At 70.9% G+C, this 15,198-nt stretch carries 18 protein-coding genes; 11 read left to right on the top strand and 7 right to left on the bottom strand.

All coding sequences use genetic code 11. The features are described from left to right. Positions 1 to 34: 34 nt before the first annotated feature. From mctP to EIZ44_RS27500, 3 genes are all read right to left on the bottom strand, one after another. Positions 35 to 1,591, bottom strand: coding sequence for a monocarboxylate uptake permease MctP (gene mctP, locus EIZ44_RS27510; protein WP_037806375.1), 1,557 nt, complete (start codon positions 1,589 to 1,591; stop codon positions 35 to 37). After that, positions 1,588 to 1,833: a DUF3311 domain-containing protein gene (locus tag EIZ44_RS27505; RefSeq protein WP_037806376.1), complete on the bottom strand. Its 246-nt coding sequence runs from the start codon at positions 1,831 to 1,833 to the stop codon at positions 1,588 to 1,590. Before EIZ44_RS27505 ends, mctP begins: the two co-directional genes overlap by 4 nt. A 152-nt stretch (positions 1,834 to 1,985) precedes the next feature. Beyond that, entirely contained in the window at positions 1,986 to 3,233 is a 1,248-nt protein-coding gene (locus EIZ44_RS27500; RefSeq protein ID WP_037806378.1) for a PucR family transcriptional regulator, read from the bottom strand. Positions 3,234 to 3,449: 216 nt separating this feature from the next. On the opposite strand from EIZ44_RS27500, the gene ccrA reads away from it, so the two are divergent. From ccrA to EIZ44_RS27470, 6 genes are all read left to right on the top strand, one after another. Next, on the top strand, positions 3,450 to 4,724 hold the full coding sequence (gene ccrA, locus EIZ44_RS27495) for a crotonyl-CoA carboxylase/reductase (protein ID WP_134732084.1): 1,275 nt from the start codon (positions 3,450 to 3,452) through the stop codon (positions 4,722 to 4,724). Between the two features lie 57 nt (positions 4,725 to 4,781). After that, the gene (locus EIZ44_RS27490; protein ID WP_134732082.1) at positions 4,782 to 5,672 is read left to right on the top strand and encodes a LysR family transcriptional regulator; all 891 of its coding nucleotides are present in this window, start codon (positions 4,782 to 4,784) and stop codon (positions 5,670 to 5,672) included. Between the two features lie 194 nt (positions 5,673 to 5,866). Next, positions 5,867 to 7,213, top strand: a complete 1,347-nt coding sequence (locus EIZ44_RS27485) for an MFS transporter (protein ID WP_200864364.1) — start codon at positions 5,867 to 5,869, stop codon at positions 7,211 to 7,213. Beyond that, entirely contained in the window at positions 7,210 to 7,779 is a 570-nt protein-coding gene (locus tag EIZ44_RS27480; protein ID WP_134732080.1) for an OsmC family protein, read from the top strand. The genes EIZ44_RS27485 and EIZ44_RS27480 overlap by 4 nt, the downstream gene beginning before the upstream one ends. After that, complete coding sequence (locus EIZ44_RS27475; protein ID WP_134732078.1) at positions 7,776 to 9,278, top strand: AMP-binding protein; 1,503 nt, start codon at positions 7,776 to 7,778, stop codon at positions 9,276 to 9,278. The genes EIZ44_RS27480 and EIZ44_RS27475 overlap by 4 nt, the downstream gene beginning before the upstream one ends. Continuing rightward, positions 9,275 to 10,087, top strand: coding sequence for an enoyl-CoA hydratase/isomerase family protein (locus EIZ44_RS27470; protein WP_134732076.1), 813 nt, complete (start codon positions 9,275 to 9,277; stop codon positions 10,085 to 10,087). Before EIZ44_RS27475 ends, EIZ44_RS27470 begins: the two co-directional genes overlap by 4 nt. Before the next feature lie 134 nt (positions 10,088 to 10,221). Here EIZ44_RS27470 and EIZ44_RS27465 read toward each other — a convergent pair whose 3' ends face one another. Continuing rightward, positions 10,222 to 11,118 carry a nitroreductase family protein gene (locus tag EIZ44_RS27465; protein ID WP_134732074.1) on the bottom strand — a complete coding sequence of 299 codons (897 nt, stop codon included), beginning with the start codon at positions 11,116 to 11,118 and terminating at the stop codon, positions 10,222 to 10,224. 209 nt (positions 11,119 to 11,327) lie between these two features. On the opposite strand from EIZ44_RS27465, the gene EIZ44_RS27460 reads away from it, so the two are divergent. Next, positions 11,328 to 11,762 carry a DUF6292 family protein gene (locus EIZ44_RS27460; protein ID WP_134662874.1) on the top strand — a complete coding sequence of 145 codons (435 nt, stop codon included), beginning with the start codon at positions 11,328 to 11,330 and terminating at the stop codon, positions 11,760 to 11,762. On the opposite strand, the gene EIZ44_RS27455 is transcribed toward EIZ44_RS27460, so the two are convergent. Next, positions 11,759 to 12,295 (bottom strand): DUF2231 domain-containing protein, encoded by a 537-nt coding sequence (locus EIZ44_RS27455; protein WP_134662976.1) that lies wholly within the window; start codon positions 12,293 to 12,295, stop codon positions 11,759 to 11,761. The two genes, EIZ44_RS27460 and EIZ44_RS27455, sit on opposite strands and share 4 nt — an antisense overlap. Before the next feature lie 232 nt (positions 12,296 to 12,527). Between EIZ44_RS27455 and EIZ44_RS27450 the strand changes: the two genes are divergently transcribed. From EIZ44_RS27450 to EIZ44_RS27440, 4 genes are read left to right on the top strand one after another with little or no spacing between them, the layout of a single operon-like run. Then, entirely contained in the window at positions 12,528 to 12,932 is a 405-nt protein-coding gene (locus tag EIZ44_RS27450; RefSeq protein ID WP_134732072.1) for a DUF302 domain-containing protein, read from the top strand. Then, on the top strand, positions 12,929 to 13,513 hold the full coding sequence (locus EIZ44_RS27445) for a mycothiol-dependent nitroreductase Rv2466c family protein (RefSeq protein ID WP_134732070.1): 585 nt from the start codon (positions 12,929 to 12,931) through the stop codon (positions 13,511 to 13,513). The genes EIZ44_RS27450 and EIZ44_RS27445 overlap by 4 nt, the downstream gene beginning before the upstream one ends. A 2-nt stretch (positions 13,514 to 13,515) precedes the next feature. Continuing rightward, on the top strand, positions 13,516 to 13,683 hold the full coding sequence (locus tag EIZ44_RS44870; protein WP_167754294.1) for a DUF8730 family Cys-rich protein: 168 nt from the start codon (positions 13,516 to 13,518) through the stop codon (positions 13,681 to 13,683). Positions 13,684 to 13,724: 41 nt separating this feature from the next. Continuing rightward, positions 13,725 to 13,994: a metal-sensitive transcriptional regulator gene (locus EIZ44_RS27440; protein ID WP_134732068.1), complete on the top strand. Its 270-nt coding sequence runs from the start codon at positions 13,725 to 13,727 to the stop codon at positions 13,992 to 13,994. Here the strand turns inward: EIZ44_RS27440 and EIZ44_RS27435 are convergent. Both EIZ44_RS27435 and EIZ44_RS27430 read right to left on the bottom strand, forming a co-directional pair. Then, positions 13,981 to 14,514, bottom strand: a complete 534-nt coding sequence (locus EIZ44_RS27435; RefSeq protein WP_205673331.1) for a hypothetical protein — start codon at positions 14,512 to 14,514, stop codon at positions 13,981 to 13,983. The genes EIZ44_RS27440 and EIZ44_RS27435 overlap by 14 nt on opposite strands. Positions 14,515 to 14,611: 97 nt before the next feature. Continuing rightward, positions 14,612 to 15,184 (bottom strand): TetR/AcrR family transcriptional regulator, encoded by a 573-nt coding sequence (locus EIZ44_RS27430; protein ID WP_134732147.1) that lies wholly within the window; start codon positions 15,182 to 15,184, stop codon positions 14,612 to 14,614. Positions 15,185 to 15,198: the final 14 nt, after the last annotated feature.

Raw genomic sequence — 15,198 nt, 5'->3', positions numbered from 1 at the left:
GGAAAACTCCTCCTCCGGGAGAACGGGAACGGGATCAGTTCGGGGCCGGGACCGGCTCTTCGGCCGCGACCGCGCCGCGCGGGCTCGCGCCGAGCGCACGGACGAGGACGCTGCCCAGCACGACCACCGCGAAGTTCAGCGCCAGCGCGGAGATCGCGATGTAGATCGGGCTGTCGAAGAAGAACGGCTTCGCGGTCGACCCGCCGAACGGGCCGCCGGTCGCGGATTTGACCTCGTAAGCGGCCCAGGTGCCGTAGGCGACCGACACCAGCAGTCCGGCGAGCAGCGCCCGCCGGTCGGCGAACCGCTTCGTGAACAGTCCGAAAAGGACGGTGGGAAGGGTCTGCAGGATCCAGATCCCGCCCAGCAGCTGGAAGTTCAGCGCGAACTTCGCGTCGAGAGTCAGCACGAACACCAGCGCGCCGACCTTCACCAGCACCGACACGACCTTCGACACCAGCGTCTCCGATTTCGCGCTGACCGGCCGCGTGCGGAACTGGCGGTAAAGGTTGCGGCTCACCAGGTTGCCCGCGGCGATCGCCATGATCGCCGCCGGGACCAGCGCGCTCATCGCGATCGCGGCGTAGGCGATCCCGGTGAACCACGGCGGGAAGAGCGCCGACAGCAGCTGCGGGACCGCGTACTGCGGGTTGCCGTCGTGCGGCTTGACGCCCATCGCGAGCGCCATCATGCCCAGCAGCGCGACGAACCCGAGCAGCACGGTGTAGACCGGCAGCACGGACATGTTGCGCCGCACGGTCTTCGCGCCTCGCGACGCGAACACGCCGGTGATCGCGTGCGGGTACAGGAAGAAGGCCATCCCGGACCCGAGCGCGAGAGTCAGGTAGACGCTCGGGTTCACCGCGATCGTGGGATCGGGGCCGGCCGGGGCCTTGCCCGCGAGCGCCTCCCCGCCCTTGCGGAAGATCTCGCCGAATCCGCCGAGCTTGATCGGGGCCCAGATCACCGCCGCGATGACCACGAGGTAGGTGAGGCCGTCCTTGACGAAGGCGATCAGTGCGGGCGCGCGCAGCCCGGCGGAGTAGGTGTAGGTGGCGAGCACGCCGAAGGCGATCAGCAGCGGCAGGTCGCGAACGAACCACGAGCCCGAGCCGCCGAGCCCGAGCGCGCCGAACACGACCTCGAGCCCGACCAGCTGCAACGCCAGGTACGGCAGGGTCGCGAGCAGCCCGGTGATCGTGACGGCGAGCCCCAGCGCCTTCGACCCGAACCGGTCGTTGACGAAGTCGGTGAGGGTGACGTAGCCCTTCTTGTGCGCCAGCGAAACGAGCTTGGGCAGGAACAGGAAACCCAGCGCGTACAACACGATCGCGTTCGGCACGGCGTAGAAGCCGAAGGCGCCCATGCTGAAGATCGCGGCCGGGACGGCGATCAGGGTGTAGGCGCTGTACAGGTCGCCGCCGAGCAGGAACCACGTGACGAACGGCCCGAACGTGCGGCCGCCGAGCGCCCATTCGTCGAGCTGCTCGGCCTGTTTGGCGCGCCGCCAGCGGCTGGCGGCGAAGCCCATGACGGTGACGACGCCGATCAGGACGAGGAAAACGGTGAAGGTGACGGGGTTGAAGGTCATTCCTCGCCCTCCGCGTCTTTCTCGCCGGCGAACAGCAGCCGGTAGACGGCGCTCGTGCACAAGGCGGTGAGCACGGCCGCGGCCATCTGGAACCAGTAGAAGAACGGGATCCCGCCCAGTGCGGGGCCGGTCCGCTGGTAGAGCGGCACGGCGAGGCCCGCGGTGACCGGGGCGAGGATCAGGAAGGCGGAGAGGACAACGCGCAGCGGACGCCGTGAGGACGGCGCGACGGTATCGCCCATCTTGGACTCTCCTTTGAGCCGAGGCGGGTGGGCTGACGGCGCGCAGCTGGGGTGGGGACCTGACCGGTGCCGTCGGGGACAGACGCTAAGCGGCGCGAGTAACCCACGTCATGAGAGGAACAGAGAAGTTCCGCGGGTATTCGTCTCGGTTTTTACGAGAGGTCCGGCAGCCCGGCGGCACCCGAGTCGTACAGCCGCAGCCCCAGCGACAACAGCAGCAGGTCGTCCACCTGCAGCGGGTCGCGCCGGGTGAGCGTGTGGATGCGCCGCAGCCGGTAGACCACGGTGTTCGGGTTGACCGACAGTTCCGCCGCGGCCTTGGTCAGGCTGAAGTTCGCGCCCACGTACGCGCGCAGCGTCGGCAGGAGCGGCGCGCCCTTGCGGGCGTCGTAGTCCAGCAGCGGCTGCACGGTCTCCTCCAGCAGGGCGTCGGTGTGCCCCGGCGCGCGCAGGAGCCGGTCGAGCAGCACGTCGCCGAACCGGACGGCCCGGGTCCGCCCGCCGGCCGGACCGCCGAGGTCGGCCGCTTCGCGCGCCTCGCCGTAGGACCGGCGCACGCCCGGCAGGCCCTCGGCGACGCGGCCGACGCCAACAGCCCAGCCGCGTTCCGGGTCGGCGAGCCGGTCGCACGCGGGCTCGATCTCGCGGGCGTCCTCGGCCGCGTCCAGGCAGCAGATGCCGACGACCTCGGACTCCCGCGCGCCCACCAGGAATTCCTTCGCCAGCGGAGCGAGCTGGTTGCGCACCGCGCGGATCGCCGACTGCACGCCGATCGTCGAGTCGACCCCGGCGGGCAGCTGCACGACCGCGACCAGCACCGGCCCGCGCAGCGTCATCCGCAGCACCGCGCTCTGCCTGCGGGCCTGCTCGCTCACCGCTTCGCCAGTCAGGAGGGTTTCCAGGACGTCGGTGCGCAGCGCGGTGCGGTCGGCGGAGATCGTGGCGGATTCCCGCACGTACGCCGAGGTGACCGCGGTCGAGACCCGGTCGACGTGCACCATCGTCGCCTCGGCCAGCTCGATCGACAGCAGCCTGCCCGCCTTGCCCGCCCCGGCCAGCTCGTCCATGGCCTGCCACAGCCGGATGCCCCACAGCCGGAAGCTGCGCAGCAGGGACGGCAGGCTGACCCGCTGGTGCACCCGGCGCGCGGCACTGCGCCGGAGCCATTCGTGCGAGTCGCTGAGACTCCGGTCGGCATCGTCGTCGGCGAGGCTGCGCACGAGGAATTCGATGTTGAGGACGGCCGCCTCGGTGACGTCGCGCACGAGCACCGGTTCGGGCAGCTCGCCGTACTCGGGGATCTCGCGGCGGTACTCGGCCACCAGCTGCTCGGCCAGCTCGTGGCGGCGCGCGAAAACCTTGTCCAGCACTGCCTGCCGCCGCGAAGCGTCCGTCGCCATTCCGCACCGCCGTTCGCAGTTTTTCCGAGGCTTCGCCGTCAAACTTATCGTTTCTTCTCATGACTCGCGCCGCCCGGCCCCTCTAGCGTCGCCTGCGTCATCCCCGGCGCGCAGACAGCCGCACCGGCGCGAATTCCCCGGATCCCCTTTGCCTCGGCGCACCACCCGCGGCCGGGACCGAGCGGCGCGCCGGTCCGTTCACGAAGGAGTGCACTGATGAACGACGAAGAACGCACGAGCGTCGCGACCCCGGGAGCGGAGCCGGTCCCGATCGGCCAGCTGCCGCCGCTGGGCGTGGTGCCGGCCCGGATGCACGCGCAGGTCGTGCGCCAGGACCGCTTCGGCGACCCGGCCGACGCGTTCCGTCCCGAACTGGTCGACACCCCGCGGCTCGGACCGGGCGAGGTGCTGATCGGCGTGATGGCAGCCGGGATCAACTACAACAACGTGTGGGCCGCGCGCGGCTATCCGGTCGACCAGATCGCGACGCGGCAGAAGCGCGGGGAGCCGGAAGACTTCCACATCGGCGGGTCGGACGCCTCGGGCATCGTCTACGCGGTCGGCGCCGGGGTGACCGGCGTCGAGATCGGGCAGCACGTCATCGTGCACCCCGGGGTGTGGGACGAGCAGGACCCGTGGATCGCGGCGGGCCGGGACCCGATGATCGCGCCCAGCGCGAAAATCTGGGGCTACGACACGAACTACGGCGCGTTCGGTCAGTTCGCCCGGGTGCAGGCGCACCAGGTGCTGCCGAAGGCCGAGCACCTGTCGTGGGAGGAGGCGGCGGCGCCGACGCTGGTCGGGACGACGGCGTACCGGATGCTCTACGGCTGGGCCGGAAACACCCTGCAGGACGGGGATCTCGTGCTGGTCTGGGGCGGTTCCGGCGGGCTCGGCACGCAGGCCTGCCAGATGGTGCGCGCCGCCGGCGGCCGCGCCGTGGCGGTCGTCTCCGACGACGAGCGCGGCGCGTTCGCGATGAAGCACGGCGCGATCGGCTACCTCAACCGCCGCGAGTTCGGCCACTGGGGCGTGCCGCCGCTGGTCGACGACGCCGCCGGCCAGAAGGAATGGACGAAGGGCGCGCGGGCGTTCGGGAAGAAGCTGTGGGAGATCGCCGGTTCCCGCGAGGACCCGGCGATCGTGTTCGAGCACCCCGGCGGGGCGACGATCCCGACCAGCATCTTCCTGTGCCGCCCCGGCGGGATGGTGGTGATCTGCGCGGGCACGACCGGCTTCGACGCGATGGTGGACCTGCGCTACCACTGGACGCGGCAGAAGCGGCTGCAAGGTTCGCACGGCACGAACGACGAGCAGGCCGTCGCGTACAACGACCTGGTCCGCGCGGGCACGATCGACCCGGTGCTCGGCCGGACGGTCCCGTTCGCCGAAGTGCCGGTCGCGCACGCCGCGATGGGCCGCGGCGAGGACGTGTTCGGCAACGTCTCGGTGCTGATCGGCGCCGCCGCGCCGGGACAGGGCCGCGCCTGAACCCAGCGCCCGGGGGCGGCCCGCCCGCCCCCGGGCCCGCGCGCCGGGAGGACTCCGATGATCTCCGCCGACGACCTGGGCATCTTCCTCGAGGTAGCCCGCCGCGGCCGGCTCACCGAAGCGGCGAAACACCTCGGCCTCAACCACACGACGGTGGGCAGGCACATCGCGCACCTCGAACGCACGGCGGAACAACGGCTGTTCCACCGCGAACCCGGCGGCTGGGTGCTCACGACGGCAGGCACGCGACTGCTCGAGCACGCCGAAGCGGTCGAAGCCGCGGTGCTCGCCGCGCGCGAGGACTGCCTGCAAACCGGCCACCACCTGACCGGAACCGTCCGCGTGACCGCCCCCGACGGCTTCGGCACCTTCCTGCTGATCCCCGGCCTGCACCGGCTGGCGCGCGAGTTTCCGTCGCTGTCGCTGGAATTCGTGATCGCGAACGTCCACGCGTCGCTCAGCACGCGGGAGTTCGACCTCGCGATCGCCATCGAACGCCCCAGCACCCGCGCCGTCGACGCGCGGCTGCTGGCGAACTACGAACTGCGCCTGTACGCCGCTCCGGCGTTGCTGGAAAACTACGCGCCGATCGCGTCCGCCGACGACCTCGCCGACGCGCCTTTCCTTTGGTACACCGAGGACGCGCTCTGCGCCCCAACGCTCGAAACGCTGTTCCGGGCCGTGCCCTCGGCCCGCCCGAAATACCGGGCCGACACCATCTCCGGCCAGATCTGCGCCGCCCGCCAGGGGCTGGGATTCGCTTTTCTGCCGTCGTGGATCGGCGACCGCACCGCCGGGCTGCGGCCGGTCGAGACCTTTCCGCATGCGGTGCCGCACAGCTATTGGCTGCTTGTTCCGCACGCGCTCGCCCGGCTGGCCCGCGTGCGCGCCATGGCGGCGGCCATCGACGGGCTGGTCCGGGAACGCGCCCTTCTCGACTGTCCATGATGAACCGGCGGGGGGTAACAGCTGCTCGCTCCTCCTCCCCCGCCAACGCGCCCTCCTCCACCGTCCACAATGGACCGACGACCAACCCTGTGCGAATCTGCACAGCACTGCGGAAAACTGGTCGTTGATCGCCGCCGGACCCGCTGTTTTCCTGGTGTCACCGCACTTCCACCGACCACAGAACGGTGAGAACCATGGCGCAGGCAACGACGCGGCGCACCCCCTCGGCACGCATGGTCGCGCTCGGCAGTTTCATCGGAACCACCATCGAGTGGTACGACTTCTTCCTCTACGGCAGCGCCGCGGCGCTCGTATTCGGCCCGCTCTTCTACCCCGGCGCCGACCCTTCGCTCGGGCTGATCGCCGCGTTCGGCACCTACGCGGTCGGGTTCCTGGCCCGGCCGCTCGGCGCGCTCGTGGGCGGGCACGTCGGCGACCGGATCGGGCGCAAGGCGATGCTCGTCGCCTCGCTGCTGATCATGGGCTGCGCCACCGCGCTGGTCGGGCTGCTTCCGACGTACGCCTCGATCGGCGTCGCCGCGCCGGTGCTGCTCGTGTTCCTGCGGCTCGCCCAGGGCTTCGGCGTCGGCGGCGAATGGGGTGGCGCGGCGCTGGTCTCGGTCGAAAGCGCGCCCTCCGGACGGCGCGGGTTCTACGGCAGCTTCACCCAGATCGGCGTCTCCGCGGGCATGCTCATGGCGGCCGGCGCGTTCACCCTCGGCCGGACGCTGCTCACCGCCGAGCAGTTCCTCTCGTGGGGCTGGCGCGTCCCGTTCCTCGCCAGCGGCGCGCTCGTCGCGGTCGGCCTGCTGATCCGCGCGAAACTCGCCGAACCCGAGTCGTTCGTCCGGATGAAACAGGAAAACCGGCTTCCCGAGCGCCCGCTCGCCGAGCTGATGCGGACGCAGCGTCGTCCGGTTTGGCTCACCGCGGGCATGCGGCTGTCCCAGAACGCGCTCTATTACCTGTACACGACCTTCGGCATCGCCTACATCGCCCGCTCCGCCGACGACGAGGTCGGCCTTCGGGCGGTGCTGGTGGCGTCGGCGCTCAGCCTCGTCACCGTCCCGGCCTGGGCGTGGCTGTCCGACCGCTACGGCCGCCGCCCGCTGTACCTCTTCGGCACCGTCACGAGCGCGGTGTTCATCGCACCGTTCTTTCTCTTGGCGGACACCGGGAATCCGCTGTTGGTCACCGTCGGCATGGTCGTCGGGATCAATCTGTTCCACGACGCCATGTACGGGCCGCAGGCCGCGTTCTTCGCCGAGATGTTCCCGGCGGGCGTGCGCTACAGCGGCGCGTCGATGGGCTACCAGTTCGGCTCCGTGCTGTCCGGCGGCCTCGCCCCGCTAATCGCCAGCAGCCTGCTCGTCGCGAACAACGGCAGGCCGTGGCTCGTCGTCGGCTACTGCCTGGTGCTCAGCGTCATCACCGGCGTCTGCGCCTACCTCGCCCCCGAAACCTTCCGCACCAGCACGGAACACCCGGCTGTCGCTGCTGGACCCCGCGACCGCACGAGCGAAATGGGAGAACTCCGATGACTCAGACCGCCCCCGCCCCCAACGGAATCGACCGCGACGCGCTCGCCGCCACCATCGAGGCCGTCCGGCAGCAGCCCGAACTCGCCCAGGTCACCTTCACCCTCGACGCGGACTGGCAGCACGGCTGCCACCAGCGCGCCACCACCGGCGACCTCCGCCAGGCCGGAGCCGCGGTTCCGGGCCGGACCGCCCGCTACGTCCTGGAATCCGACGAGCCCGCCGCGCTGCTCGGCACCGACCGCGCGGCCAGCCCCGCCGAGTACATCCTCCAGGCGCTGGCCGGGTGTTACTCGGTCACCTTCGCCGCCAACGCGACCGCCCGCGGCATCGAGCTGTCCTCGCTGCGTCTGGAACTGGAGGCGGACTTCGACCTCCAGGCGTTCCTCGGCCTCGACGACGACGCCCGGCCGGGTGCACGCCAGATCCGCGTGACCGTGCACGCCGCCTCGCCCACCGCGACCCGGGAGGAACTCGCCGAATTGACCGCCGCGGTACAGCGCCGGTCGCCGATCCGCGACACCCTCGCCGGCCCGGTGGAGGTCACCACGACGCTGGCGGAATCATGAGCGTCCCGCTCACCCTCGCCCATCTCGTCTGGCGGATGAAGCACATCCACCCCGGATCCGAGGTCGTCGCCGACGGCACCCGGCTCCGGTTCGCCGAGCTCGCCGACGCGATTGCCCGGACGGCGGCGGGCCTGCACCGGCGGTACGGAATCCGCGAGGGCGACCGCGTCGCGGTGCTGGCGTTCAACACCCTCGAACACCTCCAGCTGATGTACGCGGTCCCGCTCCTCGGCGCGACGCTCACCAGCCTGAACCTCCGGCTCGACAGCGCGGCGATGGTCGCGCGGGCCGATCGTTCGCGGACCGATCTGCTGGTGGTCGGCCAGGAAGCGCTCGACCACCGCTCGGTCGGACCGGCGGTCCGGGCAGCAGCCGCCGAGCTCGCCGAGCACGGGATCACGGTCGCCGCCGCAGCAGAACTCGCCGCGGATGTCGAAACCGAACTGCCGCGTCTGCGCGAGGACGCCACCGCGTTCCGCTTCCACACCAGCGGGACGACCGGTCCGGCCAAGAGCTACGAGGTGACGCACCGGGACGTCGTACTGCACGCGCTCAGCCAGAGCGCGGCCGACGCCTCCGGGCTGCGGGCCGGGGACCGGGTGCTGCCGCTGGTGCCGTTCTGCCACGTCAACGGGTGGGGCCTGCCGTTCGTCGCCGCGCTCACCGGGGCGTCGCTGGTGCTCCCCGGCCACGACCTCGCACCGGCGCGAATCGCCGCGATGCTGAGTGCCGAACGAGTCACGGTGGCCGCGGCGGTGCCGGCCGTGTGGTTCGACGTCTGCCGCCACCTCGCCGAACTGGGCACCGCGCCGCCGGCCGCGCTGCGCGAAGTCCTCACCGGCGGCAGCGCGGTCCCGCGTTCGGTCGTCGACCTGGTCCGGAACGTCCTCGGCGCCGGAGTCGCGACCGCCTGGGGCATGACCGAGACGCTCGCGGTCAGCACCTACGAACGCACCGACCCGAGCGTCCGCGCCGGAAGGTTCGTCCCGCTGCTGGAGGCACGGATCGACGGAGTTTCCGGGTCGCCTGGCGAACAAGGGGCGCTCCAGGTACGCGGACCGTTCGTCGTCGGCGACCGGGACGGCTGGTTCGACACCGGCGATGTCGCGTCGCTCGACGAAGAAGGGCGGCTGGCGGTGCACGACCGCGCCAAGGACCTCATCAAGTCCGGCGGCGAATGGATCGTGTCCGCGCAGCTCGAACAACACCTCTGCACCCACCCTTCGGTGTCCGCCGCGGCCGTCGTGGCGCGCGCCGATCCCAAGTGGACGGAGCGCCCGGTAGCCGTGCTGGTGCCCCGGCAAGGCCGCCTGGTCGACGAAACCGAGCTGCGAGCCCATGTCGCCGAACGATTCCCGGCGTTCTGGGTGCCCGACGCGTTCACCTGCGTCGAGCGCCTGCCGCTGACTCCCGTGGGCAAAGTGGACAAACGCGCCCTGCGCGCCCGCCACGCCGACGGAACTGTCCTCTCCCCCGACACCCCTGGAGGCGCCCGATGACCAGCTTCATCCGAACCGAACTCCGCGGCGAAACCGCCTGGATCTCCATCGACCGGCCGAAAAAGCTCAACGCCCTGTCCGTCGAGCTCATGCAGGAACTGACCGAGGCGCTGGACGAGGCCGAACAGGACGACACGGTGAAGGTCGTCGTCCTGCGCGGCGGCGAGCGGGCGTTCAGCGTCGGCTACGACATCTCGCAGGAGGTCGAAGCGGGGATCTCGACGGCCGAGCAATGGCACGCTGGCCTGGAGAACAACATCGGGCTGACCATGAAGGTGTGGGGGCTCGGAAAGCCGGTCGTCGGCGCGGTGTCGGGCTGGTGCCTCGCCGGCGGCTGCGAGCTCGCGATGGCGTGCGACCTGCTCGTCGCCGCCGAGGACGCGCACTTCGGCGAGCCCGAGATCCGCTTCGGGTCCGGCCCGGTGACGTTGCTGATGCCGTTCCTGCTCGGCCAGAAGGCGACCAACGAACTGCTGTACACCGGCGATGTGGTGGACGCCCGGCGCGCGCTCGAACTCGGCATGGTGAACCGCGTCGTACCCGCCGCCGAGCTGGAGTCCACTGTGGACAAGCTAGCGCGGAAGATCGCCCTGACCCCGCTGTCCATTCTGCGCTACACCAAACGCGCGCTGACCCGAGCGTACGAGGCGATGGGACTGCGCGACGCCGTCGCCGCGAACCACGACATCGCGGCGGTGCTGAACTCGGCCTCGACACCGGAGCGGGCAGAGTTCACCGAACTCGTCGCGACCCGCGGACTCGGCGCGGCCCTCGCGTGGCGGGACCGCCGGTACGCCGACTTCGACTGAGCCTGCCGGGTGCCCGTCCAGCGCGGGCACCCGGCAACATCATCGCCCTCGCCTGGCGCCTGACAACACGGCGACCACCGTCGCGCGGGTCGGCAGCTCGTCGGGTCGTCCCGAATTCGAGGGACCATCGGCGTTCACGGAACCGGCCTGCGGCTTTGACGCACCCACCGCTCGCCCAACACCTCAGCGACCCCGCGCCGCAGACTCGCCGGAGCCACCCGCGTCGAACGGCCCAACCGCAGCAGAGCCTGCGGAAACCCAGCGAGCCGATAGTCCTCGCACAGCGCTGACCGGACCCCCGGCACCCGCAGCGGCTGGGTCAGAACCGCGCCAGCGAGGCCGAGGGTCACCCCTTCGAGCCAGCAGCGCTCCAGTGCGTAACCGGCCCGGATGTGGTCGATGCGCGCGTCGCCGGGCGTCGTGAAAAGCAGCACCGTTTCGGCCTCGAGCCGTTCCCGCAGCAGGAACAGCTCCGGGGCGACGGGCGGCAGCGCGGCAAACCACGTTCCCGCCGCATCGCCCCGGAGCGCCCGGGCGGCGTGGCCGAAGAACCTCGCGAGCCGCTCCACCCCGTCGAGCCGGATCGCCTCCGCCCCGGTCGTCGCCGCGGCCGCCGCGACTCGGGCGGTCTGCTCCGCCCTGACCGGCAGCCCGGTGAACGCCCCGCGGTGACTCCGCCGCACCATGATCGCGCCGTACCGCCGAAGTTCCTGGTCCGTCGGCGGCAATGGCTCCGCCGCCTCGACCCGCGCGACGATGTCGGTCTGCTCCGGGTCCGGCAGCACGGTGATTTCCGCGCGCCTGCCGAGCACCCGGACCGCCAGCTCCAAGTTCGCGAGCGCCGTCCCGCAGGACATCGCCTGATCGCGCCGGGGCAGCGTGACGTCGACGCGCTCACGCAGCAGCACCGCACCGTCGATCAGCTCGACTCGCCAGGGCTGCGTGTCGTGCGCCGAGGGGAAACGCAAGACAGAACGGCCCAGCACCTCCGCCTCGGCGAGCGTCCACTCCCCGGTCGCTGTCTTTTCCATGGCGGCCACTCCTGTCATGGCGAACGACCCGAGCCAACCCCGGCTGCCGCTCTTCGCGCACCGGCCGCAAGCCACCGAGCGCAGGGACCAACGTCACCGGTTGCTTCCGGCGGCGCCTGGCCAGGTGACCTTCGGCCCTAGTCCGCCATTCGCCCGGCGCGCAGCCTGAAGCGGACCGCCGTTCGACGCGGCGGCGGAAACGAGCACCGATGACCGTCCAGCCCTTGACCACCGACCACGAATACCGTCTGATCTGCGGACTGACCGCCTATCTCGACGCGGTGAGCGCCGCGGCGGGCGTCGGCCCGGAATCCTGCACCATCGATCTCGATTCGCCGATGTCGGCCTATCTCGCGCTCGACGGTCACCTCTCCGTCCATCCCGGACGCGACACCGCGCTGCTGTGGGACGAACGGCACGGCTGGTCGTTCGCCATCGAAACCCATTCCGGCGAGGACCTGATCCTCGTGGCTTGCCTCGGCGGGGAGCTAGTCCCCTCTCCGGCCCGAGTCCGGGAATTCGTCCGCGCGGTCCGCGCCCGGACTCAGCACACGCCGCCGCCCGCGCCGCCAGACCTCAGCCAAGGGCGGGCCGACTTGATCGCCCTTCTTCTCGGCTACCGGCAGGAAAACCCGGCCCGCTAACGCGCGTGGCGCGGAGCGGCGTTCTCGCTGAAGTTCCCTTGCCAGCTGGCCCGCGCACCGGAATCGCCGATGCGGTACATGTCGTAGACGGCCGCACCGGCCGCCAAGACCGCGACCACCGCGACGGCTGCCGTGACTTTCGTCGACGCGGGTGCGAGATAAGTCCGGCGACCCGCGACGGGCGAATCGTCGGTATCCGCCGACAAACGGGTGTTTTCCCGCTCCCGCCACCACACCACAAGCGCGAGCACAGCGACCGGGATCGCGACCCAGAGCGCCGTGTCGCCCAGTTCGGTGTGGTCGCGCAGCAACGGTGTCTGCGCAACCCGGCGTTCGAGCCATTCCCCGGCGTTCGTGGTGATCGGGACCAGAATCACCACGACCACGGCCAGCACGGCGTTCGGACCGGCGAGCTTGCCGCGTGCTTTCGGCCAGACGCTGCTCAGCACCAGCAGCAGTGCGCTCAACGGCAGCAGCACGACGATCGCGTGCACGAGCAGGATGTGGGCCGGCAGGCCGTTGACGGTCGTCATGGCGTCCTTAACGTGGTGCGGGTTCGAGAGTGCGCGCTGAACACCCAGCGGCACGACGGTGAGGCTAAGCCAAGAATCCCGGCTTGTCCCCGCGTGGGCGAGGCGGTCACAGTGCGGGCCGGGCAAGCGGCTACAAGCTGCCGCACATCGGACAGCGCCCCAGCGACCGATACCCCCGGGGGCATAGCCAATGCCCCCGGGGGTATGGTGGGGACCGAGGAAAGGAGCCGCCATGGAGCTGGGTTTGTCCCGTACCTACCGAGACGCGGGTTTCGACGACGTGATGACCAAGACGCGAACCGCGCTCGCGGACGCCGGTTTCGGCGTGCTGACCGAGATCGACGTGCAGGCGACGATGCGCGAGAAGCTGGACGAGCGGATGGAGCGCTACACCATCCTCGGCGCGTGCAATCCCCCGCTCGCCCACCGCGCGCTGACCGCGACCCGCGAGATCGGATTGCTGTTGCCCTGCAACGTGGTGGTCCGCGAGAACGGGGCCGAGGGCACGGTCGTCGAGGCGATCAACCCCGCTGTCATGGCCGAGGTCGCGCCGGAGGCAGGCGTCGCCGACGTTGCCGCGGAGGCTGCCGCGCGGCTCGAATCCGCACTCGACGCGCTCGATCGGGAGCTGACATGACCGACGTGGTGCTCTACGGCGACCCGGTCTGCCCGTTCGCCTGGCTCGCCTACCGCTGGCTCGCCGACACGGGCGCGGAATTCTCCGTGCGGCCGATGAGCCTCGCCGTGCTCAACGAGGGCAACACCGTCGAGGAAGGCCACCGTCAGCGGGTCGAGGACTCGCTGCACGCGGGCCGGGTCCGCGCCGCGATCGCGGACCCGGCCGCCGCCGCCCGGTTCCACGTCGCGCTCGGCCGCCGGATTCACGAGCAGCGGCAGCCGCTGGACAACGCGCTGCTTCGCGCGGCCTTGCGCGACGCGGAATTGCCGGAAGACCTTGCCCAGCAAGCGAATTCCACCGACGCGGACCCGTCCGTCCGCCGTGCGCACCAGGAGAGCCAGGACGCGCTCGGCGAAACCGGCGGAAGCCCGATCACCGCGATCGACGGCCGGGCGTTCTTCGGCCCGGTGCTCACCGAACTGCCCGCCCCGGCCGAGGGGCGCAGCTTGCTCGACGCCCTGCGCACGACCGCCGCGGTCCCGGCGTTCGCCGAATTCCGCCGTCCGCGCACCGGCGCCCCGACGATCCCGGAAGGATGACCATGTGCCGTCCCGTCGCGTGCCTCACCTGCGGCAAAACCACGTGGGCCGGATGCGGCCAGCACGTCGACCAGGTCAAGGCGACCGTCCCGGCCGGACAGTGGTGCCCGGGGCATCCCGCCGAACCGCGTCCGCGCCGGTCGTGGCCATGGCGCAAGAACCGTTCCTGACCACTCGTGACTTCCACCGGCCAACCAGGGAGAGACCAGCCATGATCGGCGACCAGGACACCGTCACCCAGGTCCGCAACCGGCTCCGCCGCGCGCAGGGCCAGCTCGCCGGGGTCATCGCGATGATCGACGAGGGCCGTGACTGCAAGGACGTGGTCACCCAGCTCGCCGCGGTTTCCCGCGCGCTCGACCGGGCCGGGTTCAAGATCATCGCGAGCGGCCTGCGCGACTGCGTCTCCGCCGACAGCGAAGGCAACGAGGCCGCCATGACCGAGGAACAGCTGGAGAAGCTCTTCCTCACGCTCGCCTGATCCGGATCGCCGAGACCAGGAAGAAGATCCCGCCCAGCACCGCGTACCCGGCCACGGTGGCCAGCGACGGGTTCGGCGCGCCCGCGCTGAGGATGAAGTTCGCCCCGGCCAGCACCGAGATGCCGCCGCTGAGGATCATCGGCCACTGACCGCCCATCCCGCGCCTGCCGACGGCCACGATCAGCTGGACAAGACCGGCCACCACCGCCCAGGCGCCCCAGACCCGCAGCACCGCCGGGACGCCGGACGCGCTGGCGATCGCGAGGCCGATCCCCGCCAGCAGGCTGATCGCGATGTTCACGTACAGCCCGGCGGCACGGGACGAGCGTGCGTCCACGACCGCGGCGGCGACGTCGAACAGCGGATACGCGACGACCAGGACCACCCCAATCGGGCCGACAGCCGTCTTGGACGTGAGGAACAGGAGCGCGGCCCAGACGACGGCGAAGGCGAACCGCACGAAGTACAGGCGGCGCAACGCCGGAGCGGTTCCGGCGGGCGAGTCAACGATGGTCACGATGATCCTTCCGAGAGCCCAGAGAGATAGAACGTTCGTTCTCTCTGAGCTTGTCGGCAACCGAGTGGCGGCGTCAACGCCCACCGGTCTTTCAGAAGTGTTACGGGCGCTTCGCGGCGCCGAGGCGATGTCGCAGGATGCCGTCGACGCCCTGGAGGAATGTGTCGCCGACCTCGGCCGAGTCCGTCAGGCAGCCCGAGGCCATCGCACCGTCGCGCAGCATCACGAAATGCCGTGCCGCGGGCTCCGGCGCGGACGTGCCGATCTCCGCGAGCAGGTCCGTGACTGTGCGGAGGAACCACTCTCGGTGCGCCAGGACAGCCTGGTGCACGGCATGTTCGGGGTCCGGATACTCCGCCGCGGCGTTGAGGAACGCGCAGCCCCGGAAGTGCGCCGACTGGATGCTCTCGGCGATCCACTCGGCGACGGCGCGCAGGGCGTCGGCCGGTGGCGGATTGCCCGCGAGGATCTTGCCGATCCCCTCGCGCTCCATCTCGGACACGCCCTGGAGATACGCGACGACGAGGTCTTCTTTTCCCGGGAAATGCCGGTACATCGTGGCCCGGGTGACCTTCGCCTCCGCCACGATCCGGTCGACGCCCACCGAGTGGAGGCCCTCGGCGTAAAAGATCCGGGTGGCCGTCGCGAGCAGCCTCGACCTCGCTTCGGACACCCGGATCTTCTGCA

The organism is Amycolatopsis nivea, assembly GCF_004522235.1.
Classification (GTDB): Bacteria; Actinomycetota; Actinomycetes; order Mycobacteriales; family Pseudonocardiaceae; genus Amycolatopsis; species Amycolatopsis nivea.
This window is presented reverse-complemented; position numbering and strand designations above follow the sequence as displayed.

What these genes read in the sequence shown, in the direction of transcription:
- mctP (WP_037806375.1), bottom strand. Translation starts at nt 1,591, where the DNA reads ATGACCTTCAACCCCGTCACCTTCACCGTTTTCCTCGTCCTGATCGGC.
- EIZ44_RS27505 (WP_037806376.1), bottom strand. Translation starts at nt 1,833, where the DNA reads ATGGGCGATACCGTCGCGCCGTCCTCACGGCGTCCGCTGCGCGTTGTC.
- EIZ44_RS27500 (WP_037806378.1), bottom strand. Translation starts at nt 3,233, where the DNA reads ATGGCGACGGACGCTTCGCGGCGGCAGGCAGTGCTGGACAAGGTTTTC.
- ccrA (WP_134732084.1), top strand. Translation starts at nt 3,450, where the DNA reads ATGAACGACGAAGAACGCACGAGCGTCGCGACCCCGGGAGCGGAGCCG.
- EIZ44_RS27490 (WP_134732082.1), top strand. Translation starts at nt 4,782, where the DNA reads ATGATCTCCGCCGACGACCTGGGCATCTTCCTCGAGGTAGCCCGCCGC.
- EIZ44_RS27485 (WP_200864364.1), top strand. Translation starts at nt 5,867, where the DNA reads ATGGCGCAGGCAACGACGCGGCGCACCCCCTCGGCACGCATGGTCGCG.
- EIZ44_RS27480 (WP_134732080.1), top strand. Translation starts at nt 7,210, where the DNA reads ATGACTCAGACCGCCCCCGCCCCCAACGGAATCGACCGCGACGCGCTC.
- EIZ44_RS27475 (WP_134732078.1), top strand. Translation starts at nt 7,776, where the DNA reads ATGAGCGTCCCGCTCACCCTCGCCCATCTCGTCTGGCGGATGAAGCAC.
- EIZ44_RS27470 (WP_134732076.1), top strand. Translation starts at nt 9,275, where the DNA reads ATGACCAGCTTCATCCGAACCGAACTCCGCGGCGAAACCGCCTGGATC.
- EIZ44_RS27465 (WP_134732074.1), bottom strand. Translation starts at nt 11,118, where the DNA reads ATGGAAAAGACAGCGACCGGGGAGTGGACGCTCGCCGAGGCGGAGGTG.
- EIZ44_RS27460 (WP_134662874.1), top strand. Translation starts at nt 11,328, where the DNA reads ATGACCGTCCAGCCCTTGACCACCGACCACGAATACCGTCTGATCTGC.
- EIZ44_RS27455 (WP_134662976.1), bottom strand. Translation starts at nt 12,295, where the DNA reads ATGACGACCGTCAACGGCCTGCCGGCCCACATCCTGCTCGTGCACGCG.
- EIZ44_RS27450 (WP_134732072.1), top strand. Translation starts at nt 12,528, where the DNA reads ATGGAGCTGGGTTTGTCCCGTACCTACCGAGACGCGGGTTTCGACGAC.
- EIZ44_RS27445 (WP_134732070.1), top strand. Translation starts at nt 12,929, where the DNA reads ATGACCGACGTGGTGCTCTACGGCGACCCGGTCTGCCCGTTCGCCTGG.
- EIZ44_RS44870 (WP_167754294.1), top strand. Translation starts at nt 13,516, where the DNA reads ATGTGCCGTCCCGTCGCGTGCCTCACCTGCGGCAAAACCACGTGGGCC.
- EIZ44_RS27440 (WP_134732068.1), top strand. Translation starts at nt 13,725, where the DNA reads ATGATCGGCGACCAGGACACCGTCACCCAGGTCCGCAACCGGCTCCGC.